Annotated in this window: 21 protein-coding genes and 1 tRNA gene; 10 read left to right on the top strand and 12 right to left on the bottom strand. The window is 40.6% G+C overall.

What is annotated here, in order from left to right; genetic code table 11:
- Window positions 1-355 precede the first annotated feature (355 nt).
- From A4S05_RS31045 to A4S05_RS31030, 4 genes are all read left to right on the top strand, one after another.
- On the top strand, window positions 356-628 hold the full coding sequence (locus tag A4S05_RS31045; RefSeq protein WP_012410874.1) for a UPF0367 protein family: 273 nt from the start codon (window positions 356-358) through the stop codon (window positions 626-628).
- Between the two features lie 13 nt (window positions 629-641).
- Window positions 642-1,319 carry an ABC transporter ATP-binding protein gene (locus A4S05_RS31040; protein ID WP_069073620.1) on the top strand — a complete coding sequence of 226 codons (678 nt, stop codon included), beginning with the start codon at window positions 642-644 and terminating at the stop codon, window positions 1,317-1,319.
- 261 nt (window positions 1,320-1,580) lie between these two features.
- Window positions 1,581-2,132, top strand: a complete 552-nt coding sequence (locus A4S05_RS31035; RefSeq protein ID WP_069073619.1) for an NYN domain-containing protein — start codon at window positions 1,581-1,583, stop codon at window positions 2,130-2,132.
- Between the two features lie 144 nt (window positions 2,133-2,276).
- Window positions 2,277-2,348 (top strand) — tRNA-Asn (locus A4S05_RS31030).
- A 36-nt stretch (window positions 2,349-2,384) separates the two neighbouring features.
- Here A4S05_RS31030 and A4S05_RS31025 read toward each other — a convergent pair.
- The 3 genes from A4S05_RS31025 to A4S05_RS31015 are packed head-to-tail and all read right to left on the bottom strand — an operon-like array spanning window position 2,385 to window position 4,544.
- Complete coding sequence (locus tag A4S05_RS31025; RefSeq protein WP_069073618.1) at window positions 2,385-2,600, bottom strand: hypothetical protein; 216 nt, start codon at window positions 2,598-2,600, stop codon at window positions 2,385-2,387.
- Window positions 2,601-2,632: 32 nt separating this feature from the next.
- Window positions 2,633-3,628 carry a PrsW family intramembrane metalloprotease gene (locus A4S05_RS31020; protein ID WP_069073617.1) on the bottom strand — a complete coding sequence of 332 codons (996 nt, stop codon included), beginning with the start codon at window positions 3,626-3,628 and terminating at the stop codon, window positions 2,633-2,635.
- Window positions 3,621-4,544 carry a class I SAM-dependent methyltransferase gene (locus A4S05_RS31015; protein ID WP_069073616.1) on the bottom strand — a complete coding sequence of 308 codons (924 nt, stop codon included), beginning with the start codon at window positions 4,542-4,544 and terminating at the stop codon, window positions 3,621-3,623. Before A4S05_RS31015 ends, A4S05_RS31020 begins: the two co-directional genes overlap by 8 nt.
- Before the next feature lie 131 nt (window positions 4,545-4,675).
- On the opposite strand from A4S05_RS31015, the gene mscL reads away from it, so the two are divergent.
- Entirely contained in the window at window positions 4,676-5,110 is a 435-nt protein-coding gene (gene mscL, locus A4S05_RS31010) for a large conductance mechanosensitive channel protein MscL (RefSeq protein ID WP_069073615.1), read from the top strand.
- A gap of 130 nt (window positions 5,111-5,240) precedes the next feature.
- Here the strand turns inward: mscL and A4S05_RS31005 are convergent, their stop codons facing one another.
- Window positions 5,241-6,920, bottom strand: a complete 1,680-nt coding sequence (locus A4S05_RS31005) for a DUF3352 domain-containing protein (RefSeq protein WP_069073614.1) — start codon at window positions 6,918-6,920, stop codon at window positions 5,241-5,243.
- A 550-nt stretch (window positions 6,921-7,470) separates the two neighbouring features.
- Here A4S05_RS31005 and A4S05_RS31000 point away from each other — a divergent pair.
- The 3 genes from A4S05_RS31000 to A4S05_RS30990 all read left to right on the top strand — a co-directional run bounded on the left by A4S05_RS31000 (window position 7,471) and on the right by A4S05_RS30990 (window position 12,812).
- Window positions 7,471-10,101 carry a M1 family metallopeptidase gene (locus A4S05_RS31000; protein ID WP_069073613.1) on the top strand — a complete coding sequence of 877 codons (2,631 nt, stop codon included), beginning with the start codon at window positions 7,471-7,473 and terminating at the stop codon, window positions 10,099-10,101.
- Window positions 10,102-10,678: 577 nt separating this feature from the next.
- Window positions 10,679-12,409, top strand: coding sequence for an ABC1 kinase family protein (locus A4S05_RS30995; RefSeq protein ID WP_069073623.1), 1,731 nt, complete (start codon window positions 10,679-10,681; stop codon window positions 12,407-12,409).
- Window positions 12,410-12,437: 28 nt separating this feature from the next.
- The gene (locus A4S05_RS30990) at window positions 12,438-12,812 is read left to right on the top strand and encodes a hypothetical protein (protein ID WP_069073612.1); all 375 of its coding nucleotides are present in this window, start codon (window positions 12,438-12,440) and stop codon (window positions 12,810-12,812) included.
- A 339-nt stretch (window positions 12,813-13,151) separates the two neighbouring features.
- Here the strand turns inward: A4S05_RS30990 and A4S05_RS30985 are convergent, their stop codons facing one another.
- The 8 genes from A4S05_RS30985 to A4S05_RS30950 form a co-directional block, all read right to left on the bottom strand.
- Complete coding sequence (locus tag A4S05_RS30985; RefSeq protein WP_069073611.1) at window positions 13,152-14,186, bottom strand: Npun_R2821/Npun_R2822 family protein; 1,035 nt, start codon at window positions 14,184-14,186, stop codon at window positions 13,152-13,154.
- A gap of 16 nt (window positions 14,187-14,202) precedes the next feature.
- Window positions 14,203-15,093, bottom strand: a complete 891-nt coding sequence (locus A4S05_RS30980) for an Npun_R2821/Npun_R2822 family protein (protein ID WP_069073610.1) — start codon at window positions 15,091-15,093, stop codon at window positions 14,203-14,205.
- A gap of 3 nt (window positions 15,094-15,096) precedes the next feature.
- Window positions 15,097-16,077 (bottom strand): Npun_R2821/Npun_R2822 family protein, encoded by a 981-nt coding sequence (locus A4S05_RS30975; RefSeq protein WP_069073609.1) that lies wholly within the window; start codon window positions 16,075-16,077, stop codon window positions 15,097-15,099.
- 3 nt (window positions 16,078-16,080) lie between these two features.
- Entirely contained in the window at window positions 16,081-17,040 is a 960-nt protein-coding gene (locus A4S05_RS30970) for a glycosyltransferase family 10 domain-containing protein (RefSeq protein ID WP_256091282.1), read from the bottom strand.
- Window positions 17,041-17,075: 35 nt separating this feature from the next.
- Window positions 17,076-18,287, bottom strand: a complete 1,212-nt coding sequence (locus A4S05_RS30965) for a glycosyltransferase family 4 protein (RefSeq protein ID WP_069073608.1) — start codon at window positions 18,285-18,287, stop codon at window positions 17,076-17,078.
- A 5-nt stretch (window positions 18,288-18,292) separates the two neighbouring features.
- A complete protein-coding gene (locus A4S05_RS30960) occupies window positions 18,293-20,611 on the bottom strand; it encodes an ABC transporter ATP-binding protein (RefSeq protein WP_069073607.1) in 2,319 nt (772 codons plus the stop codon).
- 160 nt (window positions 20,612-20,771) lie between these two features.
- Window positions 20,772-21,935, bottom strand: coding sequence for a glycosyltransferase family 4 protein (locus tag A4S05_RS30955; protein WP_084227333.1), 1,164 nt, complete (start codon window positions 21,933-21,935; stop codon window positions 20,772-20,774).
- 17 nt (window positions 21,936-21,952) lie between these two features.
- Window positions 21,953-22,795, bottom strand: a complete 843-nt coding sequence (locus A4S05_RS30950; protein WP_069073605.1) for a glycosyltransferase family protein — start codon at window positions 22,793-22,795, stop codon at window positions 21,953-21,955.
- A gap of 404 nt (window positions 22,796-23,199) precedes the next feature.
- Between A4S05_RS30950 and gloB the strand changes: the two genes are divergently transcribed.
- Together gloB and rplI are read left to right on the top strand one after the other, a co-directional pair.
- Entirely contained in the window at window positions 23,200-23,973 is a 774-nt protein-coding gene (gene gloB / locus A4S05_RS30945; protein ID WP_069073604.1) for a hydroxyacylglutathione hydrolase, read from the top strand.
- A 203-nt stretch (window positions 23,974-24,176) separates the two neighbouring features.
- Window positions 24,177-24,635 carry a 50S ribosomal protein L9 gene (rplI, locus tag A4S05_RS30940; RefSeq protein WP_069073603.1) on the top strand — a complete coding sequence of 153 codons (459 nt, stop codon included), beginning with the start codon at window positions 24,177-24,179 and terminating at the stop codon, window positions 24,633-24,635.
- Window positions 24,636-24,690 lie beyond the last annotated feature (55 nt).

Below are 24,690 nucleotides of genomic sequence, written 5' to 3'. Positions count from 1 at the left end.
TCATGAGAGCAAATCTCCAAATGTTTATAAGTACAGGTTGTATCTGTATTATAGATGGCTCAATAAAAGCCTTCTATATGCAGAAAGTTAACCAGGTTGTTAACCAAGTTTACAATTTTTTACACACCTTTAATCATATTAGGTGTAAATCGCTAATTTTTCTAGTGCTTTTGTCATAAAAATTAATTTTTGATTGAGATTGAGGTGGGAAGACAAGAAGGGAATAGGTTACAGGTAACAGATTATTCCCTATCACCTGTTACCTCTCCCCTAATCCCAATCCCCAATCCCCATTTCCCTAGAATCAGTCAGCTGACGCTAAAATGAGTCCACAGTTAAATTTGATTATTGCTAAATGTTTACCATCGATTTAAGCATCAGAAACACTGCTTTCCCGATCTCAGTACAACGTAAGTCAGCAGAGGATGCTGAGGCTGTCTATCAGCTAATTTTGGCAGCAATCCGTTCTGGGAACCCTGACATCGTAGAACTCAAGTGCGAGGGCAAGACAGAGAAAAAAATTGCTGTCCGCGCTAGTGAAATTTCTGGGGTGCAGATTGTTCAGAAAGATGGTACAACCCCTGGTGGTGGAAGACCACCAGGCTTTTTCGCTGTAGCTGCTGAGTAACCAAGGTTGACAAATGGCTCAAGTGGGCATTGAGGTCAAGGATTTAAATTTCAGTTGGCCTAATGGAGAGAAAGTTATCAAATCTTGCTCTTTAGAAGTACCCAAGGGTGAGTTTTGGATGCTCTTGGGTACAAATGGCAGCGGAAAATCTACGTTACTGAAACTGCTGGCGGGGTTATTAGCTCCTGAATCTGGCGAAATTAGGGTTTTACACCCCGTTGGCTTTGTTTTCCAAAATCCAGATCATCAACTAGTGATGCCAACTGTTGGTGCTGATGTGGCTTTTGGATTGGTGGAAGAAAAGTTGCCACCTGCTGCTACCAGAGCAAGAGTTGAGGAGGCGCTAGGGGCGGTGAATTTGCTTACCCTCCAACGACGCCCTATCTATGCACTCTCTGGAGGACAGAAACAGCGAGTAGCGATCGCAGGTGCGATCGCCCGCCGCTGTGAAGTCTTATTATTAGATGAACCCACTGCCTTACTAGATCCAGATAGCCAGTTGGATTTAGTTGCTGGTGTTCGCCGCCTTGTCAAAAGTCGAGGTATTACAGCCCTGTGGGTGACACATCGATTAGATGAGTTAAATTACTGTGACGGCGCTTTTTTGCTAGAAAAAGGCTCTCTGGTGGATAGAGGTGAAGCTGAACGCCTTAAACAACGTCTGATGGAGGTACACAGCGAAGCCTCTTAATTGAGTGCTGAGTAACGAGTGCTGAGTGCTGAGTAAGTAAAATTCATTGTACTTAGCACTCCTAAATACTACTAAAAAAGAACTGCAACGCGCCTTTATTTAAAAGGCGCGTTTTTAAGTTTGTGCGTCTGTCTGAGGTTTGAGTTTTGTGAGGCTGCCGTATTTTTTATTCTGTGTAGCATAGTGTTACAGACAATGCATCAATTATTATAAAACTTATGAATGAATTTTGTTAACTCTAGAAAATTGTGATTAAAAACCATGCCCCGTTCCTTACTCCAAGCCGTTTTGTTAGTGGACGGCTACAATATAATAGGCGCTTGGCCTTGCCTTAAAAAAACGCGTGATAGTGTTGGATTAGAGGCTGCACGGGGCGAACTTGTGGAAGCAATGACCGGTTACAGTGCGTTTCAAGGTTACACAACTCAGATAGTTTTTGATGCCCAATATCAGAACACCTCTAGTAATAAAGAAATTATTACTGAGCTTTTATCTGTTTATTACACTGATTTTGGGCAAACAGCAGATACTTATATTGAAAAATCCTGCGCTTCTTTTCGCCAGCAAATAGCTCAATCTTTGATTTCTCGTGTAATTGTTGCTACATCAGATCGGGCACAGCAGTTGATGATACAAGGGTATGGGGCTGAATGGTTGTCGGCACAACAACTCTGTGGTGAAGTGGAAGCTACCGTCTGCCGGATGCGACAAAAGTATCATACGCGCAAACAATCTAAGAGTAGGTTTTTAGCTAATGCGATTGATGCTAAAGCGCGGCAACGTCTGGCTGAATTACGAATGGGATTACAGTGAATATTTAGTATTTAAGAGTCTCTGCTTAAGTTCCTGAATGGATTTTGGCTGCAAAAGTTATATAAATTAAGCATCTAAAAAAAATATTGGCGAAAGTACTTGCCAAATACTATTTTTAGCCCTAAGATTATAAATCGTGAGTGGTCCTCAGTAGCTCAGTGGTAGAGCGATCGACTGTTAATCGATTGGTCGCTGGTTCGAATCCGGCCTGGGGAGTTTATAAATTTTGAATTTTGAATTTTCGATTCTAGGTTATCCATCAGAAGCGTCACTGTCGCTTGGCTCGGCTGTGACGTTTCTGAATATGTCTCTTTTGGTGCTTTTCCTAAACTCGGTATTCAAGGTCATAAATAGTTCTGGATTAATAATCTCATAGCGATTTCTGTGTTCACGAAGTGTCTTGGAATGAGAATCGCTAGCAAATAGCTGTAGGCCAGCAGTCATCCAACGCACTGGAGTTGTTTGCATAGAAACCCCCTAGCCTTTTCCTAAATCATATTTTAAAAATATCGACGACGGGCGGAATGTCGCAAATAGCGATAAATGCCCCAAGCTAAAACTCCAAAAAAGAGATTTAGTAAACAGCGACTAAATATAAACCACAAAATATAAGTGTCAAAAAGCTTTGACGGACTCAAAGGACTAATTTTCCTGGCTAAGAGAAACAGACCAAAAATAGCATTTCCACCCAGCATAAGGGCAAAAAGTACTAAACTCCTCTGCCAATAACGGCGTTGGATTGTACGGTCTGAAATTAGGGTAATTACAGGTTTACCTTGCACTTTTCGCAGTAATTGTTCCAGTCGCCAAAACATCCACAACAGAAATGGAAAGAAACCATAACTCAGGAAACGTAGGGGTAATGAGTAACCCCAAGCAATAGATAGGACATTAACTAGGGCATGACATATTACAGAATTTAGCCAAGCCCGAAAAATGAACTTCTTGTCTCGATTTAACCGAGTGTGGGAAGAAATATAAATTCCTAATGCGTATCCCCAAGGTGCAGAGAACATCGCGTGAACTGGCGTACCGATAGTACGGTCAAGAATTGATGCTGTACCATGAAAAAGGTAAATCCAGTTTTCTTCGGCAGTGAATCCAAGAGTAACGGCTATGGTGAAGAGGAAAACCGTAGATGCAAGTAATCGATACCTGCGTTGCAGATAGTAGGTTGGGACAACAACCGCAGCCAACTTGCAGCCTTCTTCAATTGGGCCTACTTCTATAAGCTGCCGCAACGCCACACCAAAAAGCGTAGACGCGCATCGGCTTGGCGGTAGACATAGATCGATGTGATACCAGTCTGAAACCCAGTTAGCTACAATTTCAAAAATCCATTCGAGGCTAAGGGCTAAAATACCAGATATTGCCCCGATGATAAAGAACATTAGTAACTTTAACAAAGGTGGGGCAAATGGCACCCGCAAGTAGTAGTAGCCTAGCAGCAGCAAGGGTGGTATTGCTGCCCACAACAGTAGAGATGAATCAACCACTCACCTGAGCAATCACTGTGCGGTGACGGTGGGTATTGTTGGTGATAGTGGGAGTTTGGAAACCCGCCTCAACAATAGCTTGCTCAATGTCCAAAGCAAAATATTCATCTAAATACGGTTCAGTACTTTTGAGCAAAGTCAAAATGTAGGCTGGCATTTTCTTGTAAACTTCAGATTTAGGATTCATATCCATGATTGCTAAGTAGCCACCTGGACGCAGCACGCGCCGCATTTCAGCTAAAATCTGTCGGGTTGCCGATTGGGGTAACTCGTGGCACATCAGGAAAATGGAAACTAAATCAAACGAGGCATCAGGTAGCCCAGTAGATTCAGCTTGGGCATGAAGCCAGTTTATTTGAGCTTGGCGTTGCCCAGCGCGGTAATTGGCAACGGCTAAAAAGTAGGGAGATAAGTCCAAGCCTGTAATTTTGGTATGGGGATAAACTGCTTGTAGAGCAAAACTACTCAAGCCCACACTACACCCTACATCTAAGATGTCTTGCGGCTCATTAGGAATTTGACTTTTCAGGATATTGTGGTAGCTTTGGCGCAGCATGGGATCGCCTTGCGCTTCTTCAGCGTCCTGCCAAATCTTAGCGTGGACAGCGTAAGCAGCAGGTTCTACCTCAAAAGCGGCTTGCCAACTCAGATTTCCAGTTTCGTAGGCATGAAATGAGGTGACGTAATAATCGGGATAGGAAAGCTGAGGATTTTCTACTTGAGTTAAATCAGCTTTCCAATCACGCGCCTGTAGTGTTTCGACTTCTTGCGTCCAAGGTACACCAATTCTCTCGGCACGTTTAATCATCATTTGTCTAGCTTGATGCTTGGCTAGGTTAGCTAAAGGCTGGATTGCCAATATGCCATTTACCAAGCGGGAAGCGAAACCAGGATTAGTGTTTACAGCAGCAGTCATAAATCAATTTGCATTTAACAGCCTTTTTTACTTATGACATAGTTGCTGGACAAAATCTATCTCAACAGAGAGGGCACAAAGGCAAATGTCATATAAAAAAAAGACTACAACTAACTTATTCAGTCTCAAGTATGGCAAGAGCAAGAAGAAGTGCAAGTGGCTTTTTAAGAGATTTTCAAGAATTTGCCCTCAAAGGCAGTGTAGTTGACTTAGCGATCGCAGTCATCATCGGTACTGCTTTTAGTCGGGTTATCACCGCCTTTGTTGAGGATGTGATTATGCCATTGATTAACCCCTTAATCAGTGTGACTGGTAAAGACTGGAGAACAATCACTATCGGACCAGGGATTGCGATCGGTCAGTTTCTCGGCGCAATCCTGGACTTTTTAATCATTGCTTTCATCTTATTTGTAGCAATTCGCGCTTTGCAAAAACTCAAGAGACAAGAGGATGTTCCGATTCAATCTCCATTATCAGATCCTAAGCTTGCAGCTCAGGAAAGACTGACTGGTGCTTTGGATAGGCTCAACCAAACATTAGAATCTCGGAATAATCAAGTTTTGTGAGTGGAGTGGGGAGATGAGGAAGAAGCAGGGGGGCAGGGGGCAGGGGGCAAGGGGGAGAAGAGAGACAAGGGGGACAAGGGGGACAAGGAAATAACCCATTCCCAATGCCCCATGCCCCATGCCCAATACCCTATTTGGCAGTAGGCTTGAGAGCTAACAACATCTCCAATTCACTGGTAGATTTATCAGGGCTAGTAGAGGTAAAACCAATACCACGAACAGAACTCAGGATGGTTATGGTATCGGGGTTAGACGAGATAAAACTATTAATCAGGGGTACAGTTTTAGTTTTATCCATATCTAGGTAAAAATAACCACCGTTGGGCTTTTGCAAAGAAGCAGTAACGGCTTTGAAGGCATCGCTATTGTCGAGAGATGGATTCTTGCTATTGGCAACTGCGTCAGCAACAGGGCCACCAACAGCTACAAATACGGTATCTTGATCCAGCCAACCATGTGCCAATAAAGCTCCTTGTTGGGGGATTTGCCATTCAGTTACGTCTTTACCACCGATATTTCTGTTAGCTACGTTAATTTGTTGGGTTTTGGCGAGGGTATCCAATTTTGTTAAGGTGGCTTCGGCAGTTTTGCGATCGCTAGTATCAAATACTAAAGCACCCCCAAAACCAACACTCGCTAATACTCCTTGATTTGATGGAATCGCACCAAAGGCAAATTCCCCATTCATCCAGCCAAAAATATCCTTATCCAGGTCTATATTGACAAATTTCAGTTGTCCTCGCACCTGTTCAAGACCTTGCTTCATTTCTGGATAATCTTTTGACTGTTCTACTAGCGTTTCCCAGCCACGGCTAATGCCATTTCCGCTAATTAAAGCAAAGGTATCAGTGGGAAATTTCCCGACTATATTCCCAGGACTTGATTGATACTGAAATTTATTTAGTTGCGGATCTAAATTAGCGATCGCTTTTACCCGCACTCCTGCATCATCAACACCAACACCCGCCACCACAGATTTTATCTGCTTCAGTTGTGTCAAGGTTTGTGGAGGTAACTGCTTTACCTGGGGATTTCCGGCTGCTAATTGCTGTACCATCGCTGCATAGTCTGGTACATAAATTTGGGCAAGGCTATTTTTGACATCCACTCCTTTAAGAATGTTACTTGCACCTTCTTTACTAGCAAAAGAAGACTGTCCCTTAAAAGTGTCAATTGCCTTTTCTACAGCTTGTTTTTCAGGCGCTAATACTAAGTGACTATTATTTAAAACTACGCTATAAGTCGGCTTACCATTTTCTGTAGTTTCGACAATTTTTTGACCTTGATAGTCAGATTCCTGGAATTTCACCCCTTTTTGTGACTTCAATTTGTTAGCAAAATTCAAGGCACTCAGCTTGTCTTTAATTCCTACCACTATCAGGATATTCTGTTCCTGCTGTAAATTTGTTGGTACATTAGGTGCCCCAGAGGGGACGTTGAACTGTGCAGGTTTCACAGGATTTGGCGGCAATACAGCAATCATGACACCACCAGCCCAAGGCTTTATGTCTTTTTCATAAGAAACGTTACCGTCACTGAACATTTGCTTATTGAAATTTTCCAGATTTTTTGCCACTAATTTTTGTGCTTCTGGAGTGCCAAACTGCTGTAATTTTGCCCAAGCTTCAGTGTCAGTAGTAATATAAGTTGCCATCAACGCTGTTGAAGGTACTACTTTAGCGCTACCTAAAGCGTCTGAACTACTTCCTGATGGGCCTTTAAAATACGTATAAATCGCTATACTTCCTGCTACAACAACTACAGCAGCACCAATAGCAGGAATGAGAAACTTTGATTTACTTTCAGGCATTTTATTATCCTCTTTTGCTCAGATTGTCACCGAGATTTATACAAGTGTCATTGTAGAGTTTTCGGATTTCTTAATAATTTCCGCTCATTGATCGGTATTTACTGATAAAATTAGTAGTCCTATAAGTTAGCAGTCTAATAGTTACTCTCAAAAATACTTCAAAGGGATGATGAGCAAATCCGCAAATGATATGCTGTTCATCTCAAAGAAAATAGCCTGATCAGCAGCAGCAAGCTATCCTAAGTTATAAGAATAATTAGGAGTATTTGTACTTAATGAGAATCTTTCGAGGGGCAAGAGACTCTTGACTCAGTGACAAAAAAGTGCAAAACATCAGGAAAAGTAAATGCGGTAGGAATATGGAAAAAAGTCCAAGGTTCGACAGCCGTGCTTTGGAAGTTGGAGTGAGATTAATTTCAATCCCTAATCCCAAAGGGAAGTTCTCACCTCCATGATGCCCTATTAATTTGGGAAATATACACACCGCTATTTTGCTTAACAACATCCAGCCAAGCCAGACTTTTCAGGATTACAAGGTCAGTAAGGATCAATGTCGAAGTCTTATTTTGATACAGATAATAACGGACACAAACCTTTTGAGTTACCGGGAGCAAGACCACAGTACAACCCCGATCGCCCCGGACAGGTAGAGCATATTTTTCTCGATCTCAGCTTGGATATTCCAAAGCTTTGCTATCAGGGCAGTTGTAGCATTCGCCTCTTACCAATCCGTAATGGCATTGATAGTTTGACTTTGGATGCTGTAAACCTGAATATCGAGTCTGTGCAGGTAGACGAGGTTCCACAAAGTTTTGACTACGACGGGGAACAGCTTTCCATTCAACTTTCTGAGGCGACTCAAATTGGTAAATGCTTGCTAATTGCGATCGCCTATTCGGTGGCAAAACCGCAACGCGGTATTTATTTTATTCAACCAGACAAGCATTACCCAAACAAGCCTACGCAAGTTTGGACTCAGGGAGAAGACGAAGACTCTCGCTTTTGGTTCCCCTGCTTCGACTATCCAGGACAACTATCTACTTCGGAAATTCGCGTCCGTGTCCCCAACCCTCTCGTGGCTATTTCCAACGGCGAATTAATTGACACTATAGAAGATGGTGATTACAAAATCTACCATTGGTCACAGCAACAAGTTCATCCTACCTACTTAATGGCCTTAGCAGTAGGTGATTTTGCTGAAATTCGGGATGAGTGGAAGGGTAAACCAGTTACCTACTACGTAGAAAAGGGACGGGAGGAAGATGCTAAACGCAGCATGGACAAAACTCCCCGGATGATCGAATTTTTGAGCCAAAAATATGGTTATCCATACCCTTTTCCGAAATACGCCCAAGTTTGCGTCGATGACTTCATCTTTGGCGGCATGGAAAACACCTCCACAACTCTGTTAACAGATAGATGTTTGCTGGATGAACGTGCCGCCTTAGATAACCGCAACACCGAAAGTTTAGTCGTCCACGAACTCGCGCACCAGTGGTTTGGTGATTTGGTGGTGATTAAGCATTGGTCTCATGCTTGGATTAAAGAAGGGATGGCTTCTTACTCTGAGGTGATGTGGACAGAAGAGGAATATAGTTCAGAAGAAGCAGCTTACTATCGTTTATTGGAAGCTCGTCGCTACTTAAGTGAAGATAGTAGCCGTTATCGCCGACCGATGGTAACGCACGTTTACCGAGAAGCTATTGAACTTTACGATCGCCACATCTACGAAAAAGGGTCTTGTGTTTATCACATGATTCGGGCCCAATTGGGAGATGAATTATTTTGGCAAGCTATCCAAACATTTATCCAAGATAATGCTCACAAAACCGTAGAAACAGTAGACTTACTCAGGGCGATTGAAAAATCTACCGGACGTAATCTTTTGTTCCTCTTTGACCAATACGTTTATCGTGGTGGTCATCCCGATTTTAAAGTGGCTTACTCTTGGGATGGGGATGCTAAGTTAGCAAAAATTACAGTAACTCAAACCCAAGCTGCTGAAGGTAAAAATGGCAGTAAGGATTTGTTTGATTTAAAAATACCTATTGGTTTTGGCTATACGCAAGAAGAAGTCAAGAGTGAGGTGAAGAGTAATGGAAAACTCAGCACTCAGCACTCAGCACTCAAAACTTTCACTGTGCGGGTGAATGAACGTGAACAAAGCTTCTACTTTCCCCTAGAAAATAAGCCTCAATTTATCAGCTTTGATGTTGGAAATAATTACCTAAAAACAGTAGTTTTGGAGTATCCAATATCAGAGTTAAAAGCACAGTTAGAATTTGATCCTGACCCGATTTCACGTGTTTATGCAGCAACAGCTTTGGCGAAAAAAGGCGGGTTAGAAGCTACCATTGCGCTTTCTGCTTCGCTAAAAAATGACCCATTGTGGGGTGTGCGTGTGGAAGTGGCGAAACAACTGGCCAAAATCAACTTAGATCAAGCCTTTGATGGCTTAGTTCCGGCTTTAAAAGATAAAAATGCTTACGTGCGACGATCTGTAGTGGAAGCACTTGCTCAAATTAAAACAGCTGAAAGCTATAAGATTGTGAGAGGGGTTTTACAAAAAGGCGATCCTAGCTACTATGTGGAAGCAGCAGCTTCTCGTGCGATCGGGGCGATTTCATCGGCAAACTTGGAAGAAAAACCCAAAGAAGACAAAGTATTAAAGTTGCTGAAATCTGTTTTAGAAGAGAAGGCGGGTTGGAATGAAATCGTGCGGAGTGGTGCAGTTGCTGGTTTAGCTGAATTCAAAACCTCGGAAACAGCTTTAAATCTGCTTATCGAATACACCAAACTTGGTGTGCCGCAACCTCTACGTTTAGCCACAATTCGCGCTTTAGGAAAGATTTCTGTCGGTCAAAGTCCAGCTAATTTGGAACGGATTTTAGAAAAATTAACAGAACTAGCCAAAGAAACCTTCTTTTTAACGCAAGTGGCGGTAGCAGCGGCATTAGGACAAATGGAAACGCCTAAAGCAGTCGGGATTTTGCGATCGCTCGCTGAACAAACGGCTGATGGGCGTGTGCGTCGCTATGCTGAGGAAGAAATTTCTAAAGTGCAAAAGAATATTGGTTCCGAAAAAAACCTGCGCCAATTGCGTGAAGATTTCGACCAACTCAAACAACAAAACCAGGAATTGAGAAGCCGTTTAGAAAACTTGGAGGCCAAATCTAAATAGCACTACATGATAATTAAAAGTAGCTAATTGGTAATTAGTAATTGTGACAAAATCACTATAGTAATCCTAAATAATATGTGAGAAAGAATAAAGCCTGTAATGCTTGCAAAAGTAGGATTTTTCTATTCGTAAATTCTCACAGATCAGATGGGATTGCTATACCAATTAGCAAGGTTTTAGTTGATAGTGTAATTTCTTTGTAGATACATAGAATCTTTTATTTTTCACTTAAATCGCAGGGTATAAATAAAGATAAAACCAAGATCCCCGGCTTCCGTGAGAAGCCGGGGATCTTGCATAGGTAAATATTTATATTTATATAAAGTAAAGTTAAGAAAAGATAAAATCATCCAAAACGTGGAAAAGTAGTTGTAGTTTTATAAAGTATAATTAAGAAAAAGATAAACATATCTAGGCAGTGGCAATAAGCTAAAATCGCCTCGAACACTATCCCTAAAGGGTAAAGTTCTAGTTGTTTTAGATAAAAGACTACTGGCTATCTTGAACTTGCAACTAACTTGTGAGTCAGGAGAAAAGAATCATTGTAAATTTTTCAGTTGAAGAGGCAAAAAAAGGCGTGGGTCAGTATCAACCTGCTCAACTAAAACTCTATGATCCAGATGCGATCGCTCGCTACTATAGTTACCGTCCTTGGCTAGCCTGGGGGCGAGTGCTGAGAATTATCTCCTCCTTTGCAGGATTTATACTCAATCTGAAGTGGGACGAATGGCAAGATAAAGTTGAGCAGAACAAGGGTAAACGAGCTATCCAGTTGCGAGAACTGCTCACCCGCCTCGGCCCGACTTTTATTAAAGTTGGTCAAGCCCTCTCTACTAGGCCTGACCTGATACGCAAAGATTTTTTAGAAGAACTGATCAAGTTACAAGACCAGTTACCACCTTTCGATAATGCGATCGCTTACCAGATTATCGAAACGGAACTAGGCCGTCCAATCCATGAAAGTTTTAGCGAACTGTCACCTAGCCCAGTAGCGGCTGCTAGCTTGGGTCAAGTATACCGGGGTCGTCTGGTCAGCGGCGAAGAAGTCGCCGTGAAGGTGCAACGCCCCAATTTACACCCGGTAATCACCCGCGACCTATATCTGATGCGTTGGGCAGCAGGTTGGGTAGCTCCTTGGTTGCCTTTAAATCTCGGTCACGACCTAACTTTAATTGTGGACGAGTTTGGCATAAAGTTATTTGAAGAAATTGACTATATTAATGAAGGCCGCAACGCCGAAAAATTTGCTAGCAACTTCCACAACGACCCGCAAGTAAAAGTTCCAGGCATTTACTGGCGTTACACCAACACCCACGTTTTAACCCTGGAATGGATTGACGGCTTCAAGCTGACGGACACTCAACGCATCCGCGAAGCAGGTTTAGATCCAGAAGCGATCATCCAAATTGGTGTTACATCAGGATTGCAACAGCTTTTAGAACACGGCTTCTTCCATGCTGACCCTCATCCCGGCAATTTATTTGCTGTAGCCGATGGTCGTATGGCTTACATTGATTTCGGTATGATGGATCAGTTGGAGGAAAGCACCAAAGAAACACTGGTAGATGCACTAGTGCATTTGGTAAATAAAGACTACACCGACTTAGCCGAAGACTTTGTAAAATTAGGATTTCTGACTCCAGACACGAATATTTGCCCGATCGTGCCAGCATTAGAAGCAGTGCTAGGAAACGCTATTGGCAAAAATGTCAAGGATTTTAACTTCAAAACTATTACCGATGAATTTTCGGAATTGATGTATGAATATCCTTTCCGAGTCCCGGCAAAGTTTGCTTTGATTATTCGTTCCTTGGTGACTCAGGAAGGTATTGCCCTGAGCCTCAACCCGGATTTCAAAATTATTGAAGTGGGTTATCCCTACATAGCACGGCGGTTGCTGACGGGCGAATCGCCGGAATTACGGCGACGATTATTGAATGTGTTATTCAAAGATGGTAAATTTCAGTGGCAGCGGTTAGAGAATTTGATTGCGATCGCTCGTACCGATAGCAACTTTGATGTATTGCCCACAGCCCAGATGGGGTTCCAATATTTAATCTCGGAAGAAGGGAAGTTTCTGCGGCGACAGCTGGTGCTTGCTCTCACCGAAGATGACCGCCTCCACACAGAAGATGTCCAACGCCTGTGGAACCTCGTTAAGGATGACTTAAAACCGGATCGTTTATTAAATGTAGCGATCGGGATTTTAACAGATTTATCCAGAGAAGGTGCAGCCGCTATTCTCCCAAAAGCTACATTCCTTGCGCCTTTTACTGGAAACCAGTCAGAGTCAGCAAGTAAAAACTAAAAACCTTTAATATAAATCAGGAGTTTTAATGTACTATTTTCCTCTACAACCACCCTATTTCCTCTTACTTGTTGGCTTTTTGACAGCATTAACATCTGGTTTGGCATTATCTGGCACGTTAAAAGTAATTGTGCAGAAATGGCCAAGCGAACGAGCAGAAAATACTAAACCACGTTCCTCACTGAAACAATTACTTGTGCCATTTATCGGTATAACTGGCGGCACTTGTTTATTTCTGTCTTCAGGCTTAGAAATATTTGGCTTTCCCTCCACCTTGGCTTTAGGAGTCGGTCTACCAATTAGTTTGTTTACTTGTTTATTAGTTTGGTTGCAGTTGGGAAGTATGATGACCTTTATAGAACGTGAAGGTATGCAATCTTTAGATTTAGATTCTTTTTCTTAGATATGTGAAAAGGTTAGATACCCGAATTATTTGATAATTCAGGTATCTAAAAACCACTAACTTTCAGAACCGAATGGCACTAAGAAAATCCCAAAAGCTTGTTTAGTCTCGTTCCCAGCCTCCAGGCTGGGAATGTATTTAAAGAGGCTCTGCCTCAATTAAAGCTACTGGAGGCGGAGCCTCCTCCCAGAATGCTTTCCCAGCCTCCAGGCTGGGAACCAGTTAGAGCAGGGGATGTATCTTTTCTTAGTGCCATTCCTTTCACAAACTAGATAGGATTGCTTCAACTGAATTATATTAGTTAATCAAGAATGAGAAAAACTCTATTTTGACTTATTTTTAACTAGTAATTCTATCCTTAAAATTGCGATAGTTTAGCTTAAAATTGTTGATTCTTTGCTGAATAAAACTACTAGTAGACTTTTGCAGAAGCATTAGCTTGCTTGGACGCGTAAAGCTTTGAGGACGTTTTTCAGGTGATTTTAAATAGCGATAATATAAGAAAACATCGCGGTAAGGAATATCAACATCTTCACCCCTACAAAGCCTCACAAAATTTGAAGAAGATATACTCATATAATGTAAATATGTCAACCTCCGCCCTTGGTCGTAGAGGATATTATCTACCACATCAAATTGAGAACCCCAGTGATTACCAGTTGCCTGTTCGCAGTCATGAAAAGCAAAGTTATAATATGAAATTTTGCTTCTCAACACCATGTAGTTAAATAAAGATTGGTCGGGCGCTAAGAAAGCCATGACATCAGCTTCACCTGCGGCTAATTTGTCAAGTATATCGGCTCTCATCGCTGGAGAAAAAATATTTTTCTTAGTGGCAAACCAACCAGCACAAAATACTTTAGACTGCAAGTTCTCTAAGTTGAAAATTTGTTGTATCTGCTCTGGTGAACCATCAAAAATAAATTTTAAATCAGACTTATACTGAAAATCATTGACTACCCAATCGTAGTTATCTAATTTTTCATATACATAATCTATGGGCCCCATTAACAAAGTATCTGCATCAAAATAAATAAATCTATCAAATGGGCCATCGATAGCACAAAATTTGCGGTGCATTGGTAACTCATAGAGTTCTGGAAAGCCCCACTCTCGCCAAGTTTTTTGCGCTCTAGGGTAATTTTTCCATATCTGAGTGGCAAAGTTATCCCAGTAAGCTATGGAATCAGAATCTTCAAATAAGCTGACATTATCTCTAGATGCAATCTCTGCTCTTACCTTGTCTAATCGCTCATTATATGGAAGTATACAAATAGGAATTTTCCTACCAGCATTAGCTTCTATACTGTTGAGCAACGAAACTAATTGGTCATAGACAACATCATTGGCTAGGATGTAAATGCCATCAATCATTGGGATACTCCTAATATTAAGTACGAGCAGCAACAAAGGGAAATAAACGGCGAGTTAACTTGGGGATGAAAGCAAATTTACCCTCATGAAGATAGCGATAGTGTTCCCACAATTGCCAATAGGGACTACCAGTTTTCATCCGCGTACCAGCCCAGTGAAGATATTTTAGTCGTTGTCCTCGGTCATAGAGGGCGTAATCTTGCTGTTGAAAATTTTGTGAACCCGCCCAACTACCAGGCCCACCCCCAGGAATTTTGACGAGATTCCCACGTTTGGCAATCAGCTTAAGCACAAGATAATTTAAAACTGGTTGGTCTGTAACTCCTTCAGAAAAATCGAAATATTCACGATGCGCTGCACACTCGCGCAAAGTTTCATCCATTTGTTGTTCGGTAATAATTCCTTTTCTAGAAGCCCAAAAACCACTGTTGAAAACGTCTTGAAGTTGCACATCGGAAAAAATTTGCTGCTCTTTTACCAATGGTGAAAAAATATTTCGTAGTTTGTCATTGGCATGATGGTAGTCACAACAGAAGAAATCAACTTCTGAAAGTTTGTCTAAATTGTCGGCGATTTTTTCAAAAACGACAATATCCGTATCAATATAAATAAACTCATCTAAAGGGCCAAACCACGCTACTAGCTTACGCATTTTGTTGGGTAAGGCGAGAAAATCTCTATCAAAAATTTCTCCGATGCGTTTGGTAAATTTATCAATAAGTTCTAAATCTGGGAAAATTTTGACATTGTGTAAGGTAGCAACCTGCTCTGCTACTTTGTGATAATTTTCATTAAATGGTATGAGATAAATGATTACTTCTGGGTCATAGTAACGAATGCTATTGAGTAAAGCGATCGCATTATCGATAACCCGGTCATTGGCAACTATATAAATTCCCCTACTCATAAATTATCCTTGGTTAATTAACTTAAATTTTCGCAAAGCTCTTGTAAGTAAATTTGGTACTGGAGCGTCATTATAATTCTTAGGAGGATTTCTAAATACTGGACGCTTTTCTGGTTCGTGTAGGTAACGATAGTAAAGAAATAAATCTCGATAAGGAAACTCAATATTCTCTCCAGCACAGACTGCTTGATTGATATTAGGAGGAATACCAATGTAATGAAGATAGGTTAGTCGATTATCTTTGTCATAAAGAAGATGTTCCCGTTCCTCAAAGTGCTTAGATGTGGCAGAACATCCTGTTTTTTGATTATCTGGCAGTTGACGAGCAAAGTTATAAATAGAAAGATTAGACCTCATTACCATGTAGTTTATCAATGGTTGTTCGCCAGCACCTTCATACAAAAGTTCCGCCTCACCATTTTGTAAATGGGATATCAGCAAATCTCTTTGTTCTGAGTTAAATATTCCCCGCTTTGCACCATAGAAACCTGAACAAAATATTTCGGAATCAATGCGTTTTTGCTCGAAAACTTCTAGTAATTTGGGAGAATTAACATTATATATTTTACTAACGTCTTTAAATTGAAAATCGTAGACAACAAAATCATAACTATCTAGCTTTTCAAACACTGTCGTTAGTGAGTTCATCACCAAAGTGTCTGCATCTAAATAGATAAACTTATCGAATGGCCCATCAAAGGCGCAAAAACGACGATGAGCGCCATAAAGGCGGGATTTATTACGATTCAATCGTTCTGGTGCTGCTGTGAGCATAAATTGATCCCAGCGGTTGATTGATTCTAGATCATCGTAAAGAAATACATTAGGGCGTTTAGCTATTTCGTCAGTAATTCGCTGTGTTTGATCATCGAAAGGATAGATACAAACAGGAGTTTCTGGCCCTAAAATAACATCAATACTGTTGAGCAAAGCCACCAGTTGATCGAAAACATAATCATTGCCAAGGGTACAAATACCATTCATAATTTATGAGTGTTGATCAACAAAGTTTGACAACCAGTTAAGTAGGTTTAATTTGTGTAAGATGATTTGACGTGCTTCTGCGATCGCATCTTTGGCTGCATACCAAGCATCAGGTGTAGCTGTGACTTCTTTGATGTAGGCAATGCCTTTTTCATCTAAACTGGGCAACCGCAAAAAACTACCCGGCGGCAATAATTTATCAGCAGCCGGTCCACCATAGTAAATTGGTAAACACCAAGCAAGCAAACTATCCCAAAGTTTCTCACTCACATACCAATTATTATCAGCGTAATTTTCAATTGCCAGATTGTAATAGTATGGTGCCATGCCATACCATTTGTTACCTAGTTCTCCCGACTTATTAGCCCATCCTGGTAAGTTACGCCCATACAAATCAAACTTAATGCCACTAGATTGTAGAGACTGCAAAAAGTCTAAACGCTGGCGATGATTAACTGTACGGCTAATTCCTGAAGTAATCCAACTACATGGTGCAACCTTTTGAGGCGGTGGCATTTCATTTAAATCTTGAAAAGAATTTGAGTGATACCAAATAGCCGGCATATAGTCAGGAGTGGGAGCAAAATCATCGGGGCCAGAGATGTAGCCAGAATATTTCTGGGCGTGTTGATAATTATGATTAGTGATTTCGACAATTTCATCTAAAGGCGGTTCCCTTAGTAAATAAATAATCCGCTCTTTACTCACACCGCGCAGTAGAGAATCAACATTGACTACTGGTTTTTGCTGCTTTTTGCGAAAACTATCTAACCAAGATTTTTGTGGCGATGCTTGGGGAAAATCAAATTGATACATCAGCAGAAAATCTGGTTTTTCTGCTAGTGCTTGCATTTGCATATTGCCCCAAACTCCAAATTGATTCGGGGTTTGTTGCCATAGCCAATCGGCTCTAGTTTCTAAACCTCGATAGCTGCTAATCATACCTACAGTTTTCATAGTCATTTTAGTTATTTGTCATTTGTCATTTGTGATTTTTCTTACACAATCATTTGAGGCAGTAGAGATTCATCAACATAACTAAGGATTTTTGCCGCTCGATTTTCCCAAGAAAACTGCTTGACAAACTCGATGCTATCTGGATAACCCTCTACTTTTCTGGGATGAGTTTCTAAAACCCGCTTCAGACTTTCGGCAAATTTGCTGGGGTTATCTGGTTCACACCAAGCTGCGATCGCTTGAGTATCTTGAAACTCAACTAATGATGGAATTTCCGTAGAGACAATGGGAGTTCCAGATGCGAAGTAGTCAAACAGCTTTAAGGGAGATGTGAAAGTTGCCGCTTTTCCCGAACAATGAGGATGAGCTAAAACATTGGCTGCTTGTAGCAAAGATGCTAACTCATTATGCAAGACATAGCCCAAAAATTTAATATTATGAATCTGTTTTTCTTTGACTAATTGTTGATAATATTCAACTTCTGTGGGCTTACCACCGGCACAGGCAAATTGCACATGAGGCATTTCTTTAGCTACATCAATTAGTACATCAATACCTTTAAATTGCTGTAATGCTCCCGCATAAACTACCAATTGTTGGCTTTCATCTCGCAATAGTTTTTGACGCCATTCTGCTGCTTTTTCCGGTTGTCTCTCCATAAATAAGCGATTAAACCCATTATGTAACTTAATCACTTTCTCTGGTGGCATCCCATTTTTAATCATGCTTTCGCGGACAGTTTCTACAACGCTGACAGCAATTTGTAACAGGGGATTGTTGACAATTTCTGGTTCAAATGGCTTGTCTTCATGGTGGTGATGTTCGTAAATTGCAGGAACGCCATTTCTGATGGCAGCTTTTACAAAATTCCAGTTGCGACTGTGGACAAGTTTAATAGTTGGAAGTATATGAAATGGTAAATAATATTTGCTGGCAATGGTGTTAGAGTCAGTAAATTTGCTCCGAAAACGGTCAATCGGCCAAGGCATGGGTAAGGGAGCAACTTTTAACTTGTCATGGAGGTTGTAATATTTAACAAGTTCTATTGGTGTTTGTCTCGGTTGAAAAGGACGAGCTAAATTAGCTAGATTAAAGGCTTTTGCTCCTTTGTCAGGATATACCAAAACTGTTGAGTATCCCAAGTTAGCGGCGGCGTTAGCTGCATTTGTAGACTGTACTAAGTGAGCCTCTGGCTGTGGCAACTCTTCACCAATAAAAAAAATGTAGTGTTTTTTTACAGCAGTATTTTTCATAAATTTTAGATATTAATACTATTTTCAAACTTTTCTAAATTATCTAGTAGGCTTATCGAATATTCATAACTTTCACTAATTAATTCATTTTGTTCTTCTGTGCTAGATATCAAATTATCAGTTAGAGAACGGAGAGAGCTAAGGATGAGGTTAAGAGAAGTTCGGAACTCAATAGAGATATGATTAAATGCTTCATAATAGGTACTTATAATATCTTGATTTTGCTCAGAGATTAAGATTAATTGTCCTTTTTTTTGCAAGTTAATAACATCGTCAAAAACATCAATGGTGTTGAGAATTCTCCAAGCTGATTTGTAAGAGTCTTCAATTAATTCTTGCCGTTCTTGAGAATTGTCTACCAAATCATCAAGTAATAAGCGCAGTAACCCAATCATCGAGTTCATCTGCGTCCGAATTTCATGAGAGATGCGAAGCCAGCTTTGATTGTGTTTAACAGCTTCCGGATATTCAGCAAATTTTTTGGAGTTTAGGCGCATTGCCTTGATAATTTTTGTCTGAATCAAGTTTTTACTAGGGCGATCGCTAAATTGCATTGAATAAAGGCGTGAATAGTAAGCACCCTTTTTTAAAAGTTCTTCATGGGTTCCTACCTCTACCACCTGTCCTTGATCTAAAACGGCAATTTGATCGGCTTTTTGGACGGTGGAAAGGCGGTGAGCAATTACTAGGGTGGTGCGATCGCGACTCAAATCATCGAGTGCAGCTTGTACTAAACGTTCCGAAACGGTATCTAAAGCGCTGGTGGCTTCATCTAAAATCAGAATTTCGGGATTTTGGACGAGGGCGCGGGCGATCGCTAATCTTTGCCTTTGTCCACCAGATAACATGACACCGCGATCGCCAATTAGGGTGTCAAATCCTTGAGGCAATTTACTAATAAACTCATAAGCATTTGCCCGCTTGGCTGCTGTAATAATTTCATCCTCAGTAGCCTCTGCTCGCCCGTATGCGATGTTATTCAGTACTGAGTCATTGAAAAGAAAGGTATCTTGACTAACGATTCCCATCCGCTTTCGCAGGGATACAAGATCAAACTCCCGCAAATCGGTGCCGTCAATGGTAATACTGCCAGCGATCGGGTCATAAAATCTGGGTAAAAGGTCTGCCAAAGTGGATTTACCAGCACCAGAACCACCTACTAATGCTAAGGTCGTGCCACGTGGTAAATATAAACTCACATCTTTGAGTACCAACTTTTCATGACCAGGGTAGGCAAAGCAAAGAGAATTAAAAGACACTCCCTCTTCTAATTTTGTATAGGGAAGCTTACCTTTGCTCATGAACGGCTTATCGTGCAGGCTTAAAAACTCATTGGTAACATCCACGCTGGCTGCGGTACTGGCAAAGTTGCTGCGAATAGTATTTAACTGAGAAATTAATGGCAGCACTCGCAGCAGCACTAATAAATATGTCAGGAGTACAGTGGAAAGAGAAGAAACCTGGTCAGCAAAAAAGGTTTTGCTCAAAATTACAATCAGCAGTAAAGCTGTAATACCCATCACCTCACTCAGAGGTGTAATCGCTTCCGAATTAACCTGAGATTGGAAATCTGCTAACTCGCGATCGCGAATTAATTTTTTAATCCGTCGATATTCTTTTTCTTCATTTCCCGTCGCCTTTACTAGCCGAATTCCGTTCAGAGTTTCCAGTACAGAAATGGAGTATGCTTTAGACATCTCACTAAGCTGCTTCCCAAAATTTCTAGACCGGGAAATAGCATACTGATTTACTAAAGTCACCAATGACAGCAAAAGCGTAGCAGCAATTGTCAACTGCCAAGAAATTGACAGCAATAAACCAACAAAAACTAGAATTGTGATTCCCAATATAACTATCCTGACTGTACTGCCGATAGCGCTTGCAGCCCGACCAATTTCTCCACCAAGACGGTTGATTAAATCACCAACTTTCGTTTTTGCGTAATAATCTATATCGATTTCTAATAATAGTCTTAACCCGGTTTCGCGCATATCTGATGTCAGCTTTCGGGTTAAAGAACTAGATGATAAAGCGCTGGCATAAGTCGCTAAATTCTTTAAAATAATGGTAAATATAATTGCCCCAGCCATTACTCCTATCCGGTAAGGTTCTGGAGTATTATCAAAGGGAGATATCATCGTTTTGAGAATGGGAGGGGCCGTGCTTAAATCTACTTCTTGCCCCACAATTTTTAAAACCACTGGCACAATTAAAGCTGTGCTAATCCCATTAAATAAAGCTCCAGAAAATCCTAACAATATTGTCAGCAGAATCAAACCTGGATAGGGTTTAGCGAATCTTAGTAGTAGTTTTCTGGTAGACATTGGATATTTTTATGCCACTTTCACTTATTAATATTATTCACAAAATAATTGCCAACTAAAGCTAATCATTAAATAAATATGGGACAGGGTACTGGGTACTGGGAAAGAAAATATGATTAAGATTTGGTTGGGTTCCCAATCCCCAATCCCAAATCAAGATTCACAGCCTAGCAATTACTGACTTGAGTGTAGAAGCCATAGCCTCTATGCTATAGTGTTCCACACATCTTTTTCTAGCCTTGATACCTTGCTGATTTGCCGACTCTAAATTCTGAAAAATCAATTGAATTTGTTCAGCAATCTGTTCAGGACAAGCAGGCTCTACTAAATAACCAGTATCACCTAAAATTTTAGGAATATCTCCAACTCGCGTTGATAATACAGGTTTAGCCATTGCCATTCCATCTGTCAACTTCAGGGGAAATTGAGCACGAGTTTCTGGGGTGTCTCGCTGGGGAACGACTACAATATGAGCCGCTGCTACTAAATCAGGCATAACATCAGCTGGATACTTTGGTAATTTGATAATCCAGCGTCCCCACTTTTGTTGGAGTTGCTGATCATAATCATCATAAGGACTACCACCTACAATCACTAGTCTTAAGTCTGGCTGATTAATTTTATCGAGTGCTATAAGCACATCTTCTAGACCTTTATAAGGTCTTGGCGCACCAGGAAACATTAAAATACGATATTCAGATAAACCATAACGATTTCTGCTGGACTCAGCATCATATCGAGCGGGATCAAATAAAGAAGTATCCTTACCATTAGGAACAAATGTACCGCCAAAGCGCTGCTGCAAAAATTTAGTATGCACCGTCACAGCATCAGCGCTACTTACTAAACCTTCCATCCATTTGACGTACAAAGGATGATAAGGATTCCTGAGTGCGCCGTCTGGTTTCAACAATTCCCTAGCTAATTGTTTAGGTGTGGGACGATAATGCCAGTCATCGCCACCATACCAACTGAGTTCCCAATCATCTATGTCTAAAATTAATGGTTTTCGGCTAAATATTTTATTTAGTAGGGCAACTCCAAAACTCGCTATCTGTGGTTTTATAGCATAAATTATATCTCCATCAATTTTTGAGATAAATTTGCTGACTTCTCCAAAAAAGTCTGGGAAATTTTTGCCCGGTAAACTATAAACTTTTAATTCTGATGGTAAATTTCGATATAAGTTATTTCCAAACAAAAACCCCATAATTTCAACTTCATATTCTAAATTTCTTAGGGCTGTTGCTATCAAGTATGCACGCAAAATAGCTGCACTTGATAAATCTGAAACCAATAGCGATATCTTGGAAAACTTTTTCACTATTTTTATACTTATTTTTATTTAGTGCGCCAAGGATTTGTAACTTGATTCGGTAAAAATACTTTAGCGAATCTGTCAAAAATCCGTGTATATAAGGAACGACTAATATTTTTAGCATATTGAGGTCGATAAGGATAGGTGCAGTGTAGAACTTTAATTTGATCCTGAATATTATAAGCATCCTGCCACTTACTGAGATAATTATAGGTGGGTGGTAGAATTTTCATGTGAGGTTGTACAGATGCGATCGCAGATGCAAAAGCCCCTTGATCTTTTAAAAGTAATTTATCTTGGTTGTTTTTGACAATCTCAAAATAACGTTGAAATTCGTCAAAAAATACCTTAATTACTTCTGTTTTTCTAAAAGCTATCAAACCGCTATTATATTGCACACTATCCGCTTCCAAAGGAAAACCGACAGATTGCAGAATTGGCAAAACATTTGGCAAAATATCTTCTTGCTTTCCGCGCAACAAATTTGTAGCTTTAAGAATAGAAGGTTGCACATCTTCAGTTAATAGCAAATCATATTCATCTAAATAGCTAAATACGTCGTTGATATCGGAAAGTAAACAAATATCTGAATCTAGATAAATCGTTTTGTCAAACTCAGAGGCCGCATATAGAGCCAGTTTTGCTTGCCTTGATGCTAAAACAGTATTTTCATTTGCCGGAGCCGGCTTTAAAATTACATTTTTAAAAGCCTTCAAAAAAGGATAGAGTCCTGTGGGAACTTGGTCAATTAGAATAATGATTGGCTCTTGATGGAACTTTCTAATTGCTGCCAAAAAATGAATACAATCTTGAAAAGGGTAAAGTCCAGTTAAAATTGTAATAAATCCTCTAGTTTCTGTTGGCATAAATCAAATTAACAATTGTTGTTTAGTTTGGAAATTAGATATGTATTTATTCTTAGAAAATCTTACTCTAGTTTTAGTTATAGCCAAATCTCATAGAGTAGAGATAAGCAAAATATAAACTTGGAAACTTATTATTTTTAAGCAAAAAACAATAAAATAAATCTAACTTTATATTTGTAGCTATTCCAGAGAAATTTTACTGATAATTTCATCTGAAGTTGACTTTATTTAAGTAAAATTACCGTCTAAGCACGGTTGTATAATATCATAGTGAATATTGCATATAGCTATAATAAACAAAGTATAAATACTTGATATAGTTTGTAGAAGTAGCACTATTATTCGCTGGAATGTTGTATTGCTACTCAAGACCAAATATTTATGTTGTAAGGGAGGCAGAGATAATGCAGGTAATCCGTCTGGAAGCACTCTCAGACAACTACATATTCTTGTTACACGACTACAAACAAAATATTGCCGCTGTTGTCGATCCAGCGGAGGCTCAACCAGTTTTAAAGAAACTGGCAGAATTAAAAGCTGAGTTAGTAGCAATTTTCAACACGCACCACCATAACGATCATGTGGGTGGTAATAAGCAATTAATGGAACAATTCCCCCAACTGATAGTTTATGGAGGAGCCGAGGATCGTGGTAGGATTCCGGGGCAGCAGGTGTTTTTGCAACAAGGCGATCGCGTCCAGTTTGCAGACCGGATAGCTGAAGTTATCTTCGTCCCTGGACATACCCGCGCTCACATTGCTTACTACTTTTCCCCAGAAAAAGCTGGTGAAACAGGGGAATTATTTTGCGGCGATACCTTATTTTCTGGCGGTTGCGGTCGCTTGTTTGAAGGAACACCGACCCAAATGGTAGACTCCTTGAGCAAACTACGCTCTCTGCCAGATGATACACGCGTCTGGTGTGCCCACGAATACACCTTAAAAAATCTGCAATTTGCCCTAACTGTGGATGGTGACAACGCCGACTTACAAAGGCGCTTTGATGAAGTAAAAGCTTACCGTAGTCGAGGAGAAGCTACTATTCCCTCTTTGCTGGGAGTAGAGAAGCGAAGCAATCCTTTTTTACGTTGGGATCAGCCATCATTACAATCAACCGTTAAGAGTAGCGATGGGGTGCAAACCTTTGCGCGGATACGGGAAATGAAAAATAACTTTTAGGCATTTGGCATTGGGGATTGGGCGTTGAGGATTGGGCATTTCCCAATCTCCATCAATTTTCTTGGGCTAATAGTTGCGATCGCACCCTTCATTTCGCTACGATCTGTAAGCTTTAGGGTGTAGGCAAAGAAGCTTGGAATACAGCAGTGACATTGTGAGCTATCAAGCCTTACCCAAATTAATCAGATTTTACAGGAAAAACGATGGCGAAACGCGTACAGTTAGTTTTAAATCAGGATATCAGCAAGCTGGGGAAATCTGGCGACTTAGTGGAAGTAGCTCCTGGCTACGCTCGTAATTATCTGATTCCCCAAAAATTGGCAACCAATGCCACTCCTGGTATTCTCAAGCAAGTAGAACGCCGTCGTGAGCAAGAGCGTCAACGGCAATTAGAACTCAGACAACAAGCTCTTGAGCAAAAAGAATCTTTAGAAAAAGTTGGCAGCTTGACAATTGCCAAGCCAGTTGGTGAAAACGAAGCAATTTTCGGTACTATCACCACCCAAGATGTTGTAGATGCAATTAAGGCAGCTACCGGTCAAGAAGTCGATCGGCGTGGCATTACCATTCCCGATATTAACCACCTTGGTACTTATCAAGCCGAAATCAAACTGCATTCTGAAGTAGCGGCACAAGTCGATATTCAAGTCGTCGCTAGTTAACTCAAGAGGGGAACGCAGGGATGAGGAAGCAAGGGAAGTAAAAGTAAATAACCTT

It is taken from the genome of Nostoc sp. KVJ20 (assembly GCF_001712795.1).
GTDB lineage: Bacteria > Cyanobacteriota > Cyanobacteriia > Cyanobacteriales > Nostocaceae > Nostoc.
This window is presented reverse-complemented; position numbering and strand designations above follow the sequence as displayed.